This is a genomic window from Streptomyces sp. MK37H (genome assembly GCF_018035285.1).
Classification (GTDB): Bacteria; Actinomycetota; Actinomycetes; order Streptomycetales; family Streptomycetaceae; genus Streptomyces; species Streptomyces endocoffeicus.
On sequence record NZ_JAAAYH010000467.1, the window covers coordinates 1 to 6,746 of the forward strand.

Genomic DNA, 6,746 nt, shown 5'->3' on the forward strand with positions numbered 1-6,746 from the left:
CGCGACGGGCGGTGGCGGAACACCGGAATATGTCGCACTCCGCGCGTACTCGGCCCTGACAAGGCTGACGCGCGGAGGAGTCACATGAAGTCGAGGCATTGCGCCACCTTGAACTCGGCAAGAACTTGGGAAAGATCGTCGTCACCAGATAAGAAGGGAGACCTTGCCCCGAACTGCCGGCCGGAGCCGAGATATTGGTGGGGGATTTCGAGACATCGGTGAGGGATGCGGGGAGTATGGCCGCGTTTCGGCTCGCTCGTCAGGTTTTCCCCGTCGGCGGGCCCGGGTCGTCGATCGAAATTCCCGGGTCCCGCCGACGCCGCGGCCGGTTTCCCCGCCACGCCTGGGGAGAGCTCAGCCGCCGAGGGCCTCAGTGGCTGCCCCGACGACCGGAGACAGGGTGTCGTCCAGCATCTTCCCGTGGACCTTGAGGTTTCCGGAGGGGTCGGTGAGCATGCTGGTCACCTCCCACGACGGGTCACTCAGGTGGTACATCTCCACGTGCTGCCACAGCGCGCCCACCGACTCGCCCACGGGACTGGTGAGGCTGGACTCGGGCGCCGGCGCGTGGCTTGCCTCCGCGCTCGTCTCCGTTGCCGCGGAAGCCGTCCCGGTCCCGGCGACGCCCATGACCGCCACGGCGGCCACCAGTGTCCCGGCGAAGCCCACCCACCGCCGGCGCCCGGCCGGGCCCGATGCGGTGTCAGAGCCCTGGACGGCTTCTGCGTTCTTGCGGCGGTAAGCATTCATAAAATTGCCCCTTCCGTGCAGCGCGTCAACAGCCTGACGCTTCCGGATTGCGAGAGCATCTCAGCACGTTGCCAACCCGGCCGGGTTTCCCGGTCGTTGCGGCGAAAAGAACGATGACTCACCGTCAAATCATCGGCGAATGCGGCTGATTTAACGCTCGAGTGACGCACGGGAAAAGGCGTGGCAACCGGCAGGACGTCTGATCCACATGAGGCGCCGCAATTCCCTCATCGCCCGCCGGAAACGCTTTCGATCCAGGAATCCGACAAAGCTCCGAGGAAGCCGACGAAGCGGACTTCGTGCTTTTTGTTGCCGCTCAGTGCCTGCTCATCCTGGGGTGCGTCAGCCCGGCTCGCCCCGCCCGGTGCAGGTCTTCCCGTGATTTCCCGTGTACTCAGGAAAGGGAACGATGATGACGATTCAGGCATCCCCGCCTACTGCCATCCTGACGGCTCCCCGGTCCCAGGGGGACGCCCCGCACCTGGCTGACCTGCTACTCCAGGCTGCCGAGCACTATCCAGGCAACGGACTGCGGTACTGCCTGACGGACGATGTGGGAGAGAGTCGGCTCCAGCCGTATCCCGAACTGCTGGACGAGGCCCGCCGGATACTGGCGGGACTGCGCGCCCGTGGTGCGGAAGCCGGCCGCAAGATCGTACTGCTGCTGGAGCGGCCGGACGACTTCCTGCCCACCTTCTGGGCCTGTCTGCTCGGTGGCATGACCGCCTGCCCCCTTGTTCCCATACGCAACGACCACGAGAGGTGGAGCGCCCAACTCGCACACGTCAACACCCTGCTCGACGGCCCGCTGGTGGTCACCACGGCGCGGTTGTGTGACGAAATGCCCGAGGTCCCGGGCCTGGAGGTGGCGGTCCTCAAGGACCTCACCGCTCATGCGGGCGATATCGCGCCCGGGGACGTGACCCTCTTCGAGGCCCGTCCCACGGACGTCGCCCTGCTGGTCCTCACCTCGGGGTCCACGGGCAACTCCAAGGCGGTGATGCTCACTCACGCCAACCTGCTGGCCTCCATGGCGGCCAAGGCCGAAACGCAGGGCCTCACCTCGTCGGACATCACGCTCAACTGGATCTCGTACGACCACGTCGCGGCCCTGCTGGAGGCGCATCTGCTGCCGTTGTCGGTCGGTGCGACCCAGTTGCAGACCACGCCGGACACGATCCTCGGCGACCCGGTGCGCTTCCTTCAGCTCATCGACGCGCACCGCGTCACGATGACCTTCACGCCCAACTTCCTGCTCGGCTTGATCAACCAGGCCCTGGCGCAGCTGCCCGGCGAGCTGCCCCTGGACCTGTCCAGTCTGCGGCACATCGTCTCCGGCGGCGAGGCCAACCTCGTGACCACCGGCGTGACCTTCCTGGACAATCTCGCCCCGTACGGACTCGACCGCGGCGTGCTGTGGCCGGCGTTCGGCATGACGGAGACCTGCGCCGGCAGCATCTACAACCGTGACTTCCCCGACCAGGACCTCGACGCGGAGTTCGCGGCGGTCGGCCGCCCGGTGCCAGGCCTCACCATCCGGATAGCCGCCGAGGACGGCGGGGACCGGATGCCGGCCGACGGCGAGGTCGGCGAGGTCGAGCTGAACGGGCCGATGGTCACCGGCGGATACTTCAACAACGCGCAGGCCAGCAAGGACGCCTTCACCGCCGACGGCTGGTTCCGCACGGGCGACCTGGGCCGCCTCGTCGACGGCAGGCTCACCCTCGTCGGGCGCAGCAAGGACAGCGTCATCGTCAACGGCGTGAACTACTTCAGCCACGAGCTGGAGTCGTGCCTGGAGGATCTCGAAGGGGTACGGACGTCGTACGTCGCGGCCTTCCCGACTCGACCCGAGGGCAGCGACACCGAGCAGTTGGTGGTGGCTTTCGCGACCACCCTCGACGGGGGCGACGAGGCCGGTCTGCACCGTCTGCTCATCGCGGTGCGCAACAGCATCGTCATGACCTGGGGGTTCCGCCCGGCGCTGCTGCTGCCGCTGCCCGCGGACGCCTTCCCCAAGACCAGCCTGGGAAAGATCCAGCGTTCACTCATGCGAAAGCGTCTGGAGGCCGGCGACTACGCCGCGCACCGGGCGGCCGTCGACGACCTGGTCACCCGCCACCTCGGTGGATATGTCGCTCCCGAGGGCGAGATCGAGCGGGCCCTGGCCGGGATCTACGCGGAGCTGTTCGACATGGCGCCCGAGACGGTCAGCGCCACGGCCGGCTTCTTCGACCTGGGCGGCACATCGCTGGACATCCTGCGCATGAAGCGGCTGGCGGGCAGTCGGCTCGGCGCCGTGGACCTGCCGGTCCTCGCCATCCTCACCGCGCCGAGCGTCCGGGAGCTGGCCAAGCGGCTCGCGGTGGGCGAGGACGCCCGTCCGGCCGTGTACGACCCGATCGTGCCTCTGCAGACCAGTGGCGACAAGACGCCGCTCTTCTGCGTCCACCCGGGCGTTGGCGAGGTTCTCGTCTTCGTCAACCTGGCCAAGTACTTCGTACACGAGCGCCCGTTCTACGCGTTGCGGGCGCGCGGCTTCAACCCCGGCGAGAAGCCCTTCGAATCCTTCGACGAGATGGCCCGTACGTACGCCGCCGCCATCCGCGAGAAGCAGCCGCACGGCCCGTACGCGCTGGCAGGGTACTCCTTCGGCTCAGCGGTGGCCTTCGAGATCGCCAAGATCCTGGAGGCCGAGGGCGAGCGGGTCGACTTCGTCGGCAGCTTCAACCTCCCGCCGCACATCAAGTACCGCATGGACGAACTCGACTACATCGAGACCGCCGTCAACCTGGCGATGTTCCTGGAGCTGGTCTCCAAGCAACAGGCCGCCGAGCTGCCTGCCCTGCTGCGTCCGCTCACCAAGGACGAGCAGCTCGAGCGCCTGATCGAGATCGCCCCGCCGGAGCGGCTGGCCGAACTGGATCTGGATCTGGCCCGGTTCAGGGCCTGGGCCGACCTCGCCGACGGCCTGACCGGACTCGGCCGCACCTACCACCCGAGTGGCACCGTGCGCTCGATGAGCGTCTTCTACGCCATCCCGCTGCGGGGGACCAAGGAGGACTGGCTCAACAACGAGCTGCGCCGCTGGGACGAGCACACCCGAGAAGGGAACCGCTACCTCGACGTGCCCGGCGAGCACTACACGCTGATGGGTCCCAAGCACGTCCCCACCTTCCAGACCATCCTCCGGTCCGAGCTCGACCGGGCCCTCCACGGCAAGTGAACGCAGGAGGCATGGCTTTGACGCACGGTAAGAAGATCCTGATCACCGGTGGCACGGGGCAGGCGGCCCGCCCGGTCGCCGAGGCCCTCGCCGCCGACAACGAGGTCTGGTGCCTCGGCCGCTTCACCACTCCCGGCGTCGAGAACGAGCTTCGCGCCCAGGGCATCACGACGTACCGCTGGGACATGGGCGAGGACACCCTGGACTCGCTGCCCGACGACTTCACCCACGTCATGCACTCCGCGGTGCACCGAGGCCACGACGGCGACTTCGACACCGCCATCGAGATCAACTCGGTCGCCGTCGGACGGCTCATGACGCACTGCCGCACGGCTGAGGCCTTCCTGCACGTGTCGACCGGTGCCTTCTACAAGCGCCAGACGCTCGACCACCAGTACAAGGAGACCGACCCACTGGACGGCGTGGCCGAATGGCTGCCGGCCTACCCCGTCTGCAAGATCGCGGCGGAGGGTGCCGCCCGCGCGTACGCCCGTACGCTCGGCGTGCCCACCACCATCGCGCGCCTCAACATCTCGTACGGCCCCGCCTCCTACGGCGGCGTGCCCGTCATGTACTTCAAGAAGATGCTGGCCGGCGAGCCCATCCCGGTCCCGCTGGAAGGCCAGAACTGGGCATCGCTGATCCACACCGATGACCTCGTGCACCAGGTCCCGCTGCTGTGGGGCATCGCGAGCGCGCCCGCGACGGTCGTCAACTGGGGCGGTGACGAGCCGGTCGGGATGACCGACTGCGCCGAGTACATGTCCGCGATCACGGGTGTCGAGGCAAAGCTCGAGAGGACCGCCGTCACCCGTGAGACGTATGCCTTCGACAGCGCCAAGCGGCGGTCGCTGATCGGCGACTGCACCGTCGAATGGCACGACGGCATCCGCCGCACGCTGCGGGCCCACTTCCCCGACATCCCCCTGAAGGAGCCGAAGGGGGTCTCCGCGTGAACGCCCTCGACGTGGAGCAGCGGATACGGGCCGCGTACGAAGCCTTCCACCGCCGGGACATCGACGCCATCCTGTCCTCCTTCGACCCGCAGGACATCGGGGCCCGGCCGGATGCGGTGACCCGGTTCGTGAGGGTCGCCCGACGCACCGCGCGGTCCTCGCCCACGGGGGCGGACCGCAGCACCCTGGTTGTGCCGCTGGCGGACAAGGTGAGTGAACTCCACACCGTACTGTGCGAGTTCGTTCGCACATCGGTGCCGTTGACTTCGGTGCTGTCCAGACCCAGTGGTGCCGGCTTCGGCGGCTACTCCTTCCTCCTCGAATGCGAGGGCCATATAGACGAGCCCTCGGTCGGTTCCGTTGTCGCGGCCCTGCGTCGGCGCAATGGCCGGACCGTCTTTCTCGGCAGCTATCCGCGTGCGACGTTGAAAAGCTCTCCGACCCGAGAGGAAAAGCCTTGACGTCCATACTCGCCGCCGACGCCCCTGACCTGCTCCTATTCCACTGCGGGGCCACGCTGCGCGATGCGGACCGGCCCTGCCGGGCGCCGAGCGAGGCGACCGTGCGCCGGGTACCGCAGCGCATCGACGGCAACGCGCTCGCCGCGGCGAGTGGCGGCTGGCTCACCGCCCGTGCGGACGCCGGAGAGCGGCTTCATGGGGGTGACGGTGGGGATCGCCGGGCTCCGCGGCGACGCGTTTTCAGCGCACGCGAGCCGCCGCGAGGGACCGTTTCAGCACCGGCGTGAGGCGCTGTTCCACGAAGCGGTAGAGGAGCCAGGCCAGGGTCAGCATCAGCAGGATGGTCAGGGCGAACGTGGCGTACGACGGAAGGCCGAGGGTGCGGTGGAGGTACCCGACGACGACCCAGCCGAGGTGTTCGTGGACCAGGTAGAAGGGGTACGTCAGCGCGCCCGCGACCGTCAGCCAGCGCCAGTTGGCCCATTGGAGCTTGCCGAGGGCGACCAGGGCGACGGCGAGGTAGCCGAAGGCGACGATCGCGACGATGCCGAACGTGGAGCGGTAGGAGAAGAAGTCCGGGTTGGGGCGGTGCCACAGCTCGGAGACCGCGTAGTGCTGGCCGATGAGGAAGCTGAGGGCGACGATGCCCCAGGCCGTGGCGTCGTGGCCGTAGCGGTGGATCAGGTAGAGGCCGATGCCGCCGATGAAGTACGGGGCGTAGTTCGGCATCAGGACGAGGTCCAGCAGGGGCTGGTCGGCCGCGTCGGTGATCGCGGCGGCCAGGGTCCACACCGCGCAGAAGAGGACCACGCGCTGGCGGCCGGCGCCCGGCAGGACGACGAAGAGCGCGAAGAGGGCGTAGAAGCGCAGCTCCGCCCAGAGGGTCCAGCACACACCCAGGACCCGGTCGGCGCCCAGCGGTTGCTGGAGCATGGTCAGGTTGACCAGGGTGTCGCTGGGCGAGACCGTCTCGAAGGCCACCCAGGGGAGCGCGAAGACGACCGTGATCAGCAGGATCGCGGCCCAGTAGGCGGGGAAGAGCCGGGAGACGCGGGAGGCGAAGAAGGAGCGCAGCGGGCGTCCCCAGCCGCTCATGCAGATGACGAAGCCGCTGATCACGAAGAAGATCTGGACGCCCAGGCAGCCGTACGCGAAGTACGACGAGGCGGTGGGGAAGATGTCGCGCGGGGAGGTGCCCCACGCCTGGGCTATCTCCCCGTCACGGCCGCCGTAGTGGTACGCGGCGACCATGAGCGCGGCCAGCAGCCGCAGCCCGTCCAGGGCGCGCAGCCGCACCGGCTGCCCCTTGCGGCCCGGGACCGGCTGTCCCGGCCCCTGTCCCGGCTCGGCCTG

5 protein-coding genes are annotated in these 6,746 nt (G+C 68.4%); 3 read left to right on the top strand and 2 right to left on the bottom strand.

From position 1 onward, the window contains the following. Positions 1 to 354 precede the first annotated feature (354 nt). The gene (locus tag GWI24_RS37955; protein ID WP_210950597.1) at positions 355 to 750 is read right to left on the bottom strand and encodes a hypothetical protein; all 396 of its coding nucleotides are present in this window, start codon (positions 748 to 750) and stop codon (positions 355 to 357) included. Between the two features lie 412 nt (positions 751 to 1,162). Here GWI24_RS37955 and GWI24_RS37960 point away from each other — a divergent pair, with 412 nt between their 5' ends. From GWI24_RS37960 to GWI24_RS37970, 3 genes are read left to right on the top strand one after another with little or no spacing between them, the layout of a single operon-like run. After that, on the top strand, positions 1,163 to 3,976 hold the full coding sequence (locus GWI24_RS37960; protein WP_210950600.1) for a non-ribosomal peptide synthetase: 2,814 nt from the start codon (positions 1,163 to 1,165) through the stop codon (positions 3,974 to 3,976). 11 nt (positions 3,977 to 3,987) lie between these two features. Then, complete coding sequence (locus GWI24_RS37965; protein WP_210950598.1) at positions 3,988 to 4,932, top strand: NAD(P)-dependent oxidoreductase; 945 nt, start codon at positions 3,988 to 3,990, stop codon at positions 4,930 to 4,932. After that, positions 4,929 to 5,393: a hypothetical protein gene (locus GWI24_RS37970; protein ID WP_210950599.1), complete on the top strand. Its 465-nt coding sequence runs from the start codon at positions 4,929 to 4,931 to the stop codon at positions 5,391 to 5,393. Before GWI24_RS37965 ends, GWI24_RS37970 begins: the two co-directional genes overlap by 4 nt. A gap of 240 nt (positions 5,394 to 5,633) precedes the next feature. Here GWI24_RS37970 and GWI24_RS37975 read toward each other — a convergent pair. After that, positions 5,634 to 6,746: acyltransferase (locus tag GWI24_RS37975; protein ID WP_247617456.1), on the bottom strand; the 1,113-nt coding region annotated here is incomplete at its 5' end.

Bases quoted from the DNA above. Each gene is read 5' to 3' on its own strand.
- GWI24_RS37955 (WP_210950597.1), bottom strand. From the start codon at position 750: ATGAATGCTTACCGCCGCAAGAACGCAGAAGCCGTCCAGGGCTCTGAC.
- GWI24_RS37960 (WP_210950600.1), top strand. From the start codon at position 1,163: ATGACGATTCAGGCATCCCCGCCTACTGCCATCCTGACGGCTCCCCGG.
- GWI24_RS37965 (WP_210950598.1), top strand. From the start codon at position 3,988: ATGGCTTTGACGCACGGTAAGAAGATCCTGATCACCGGTGGCACGGGG.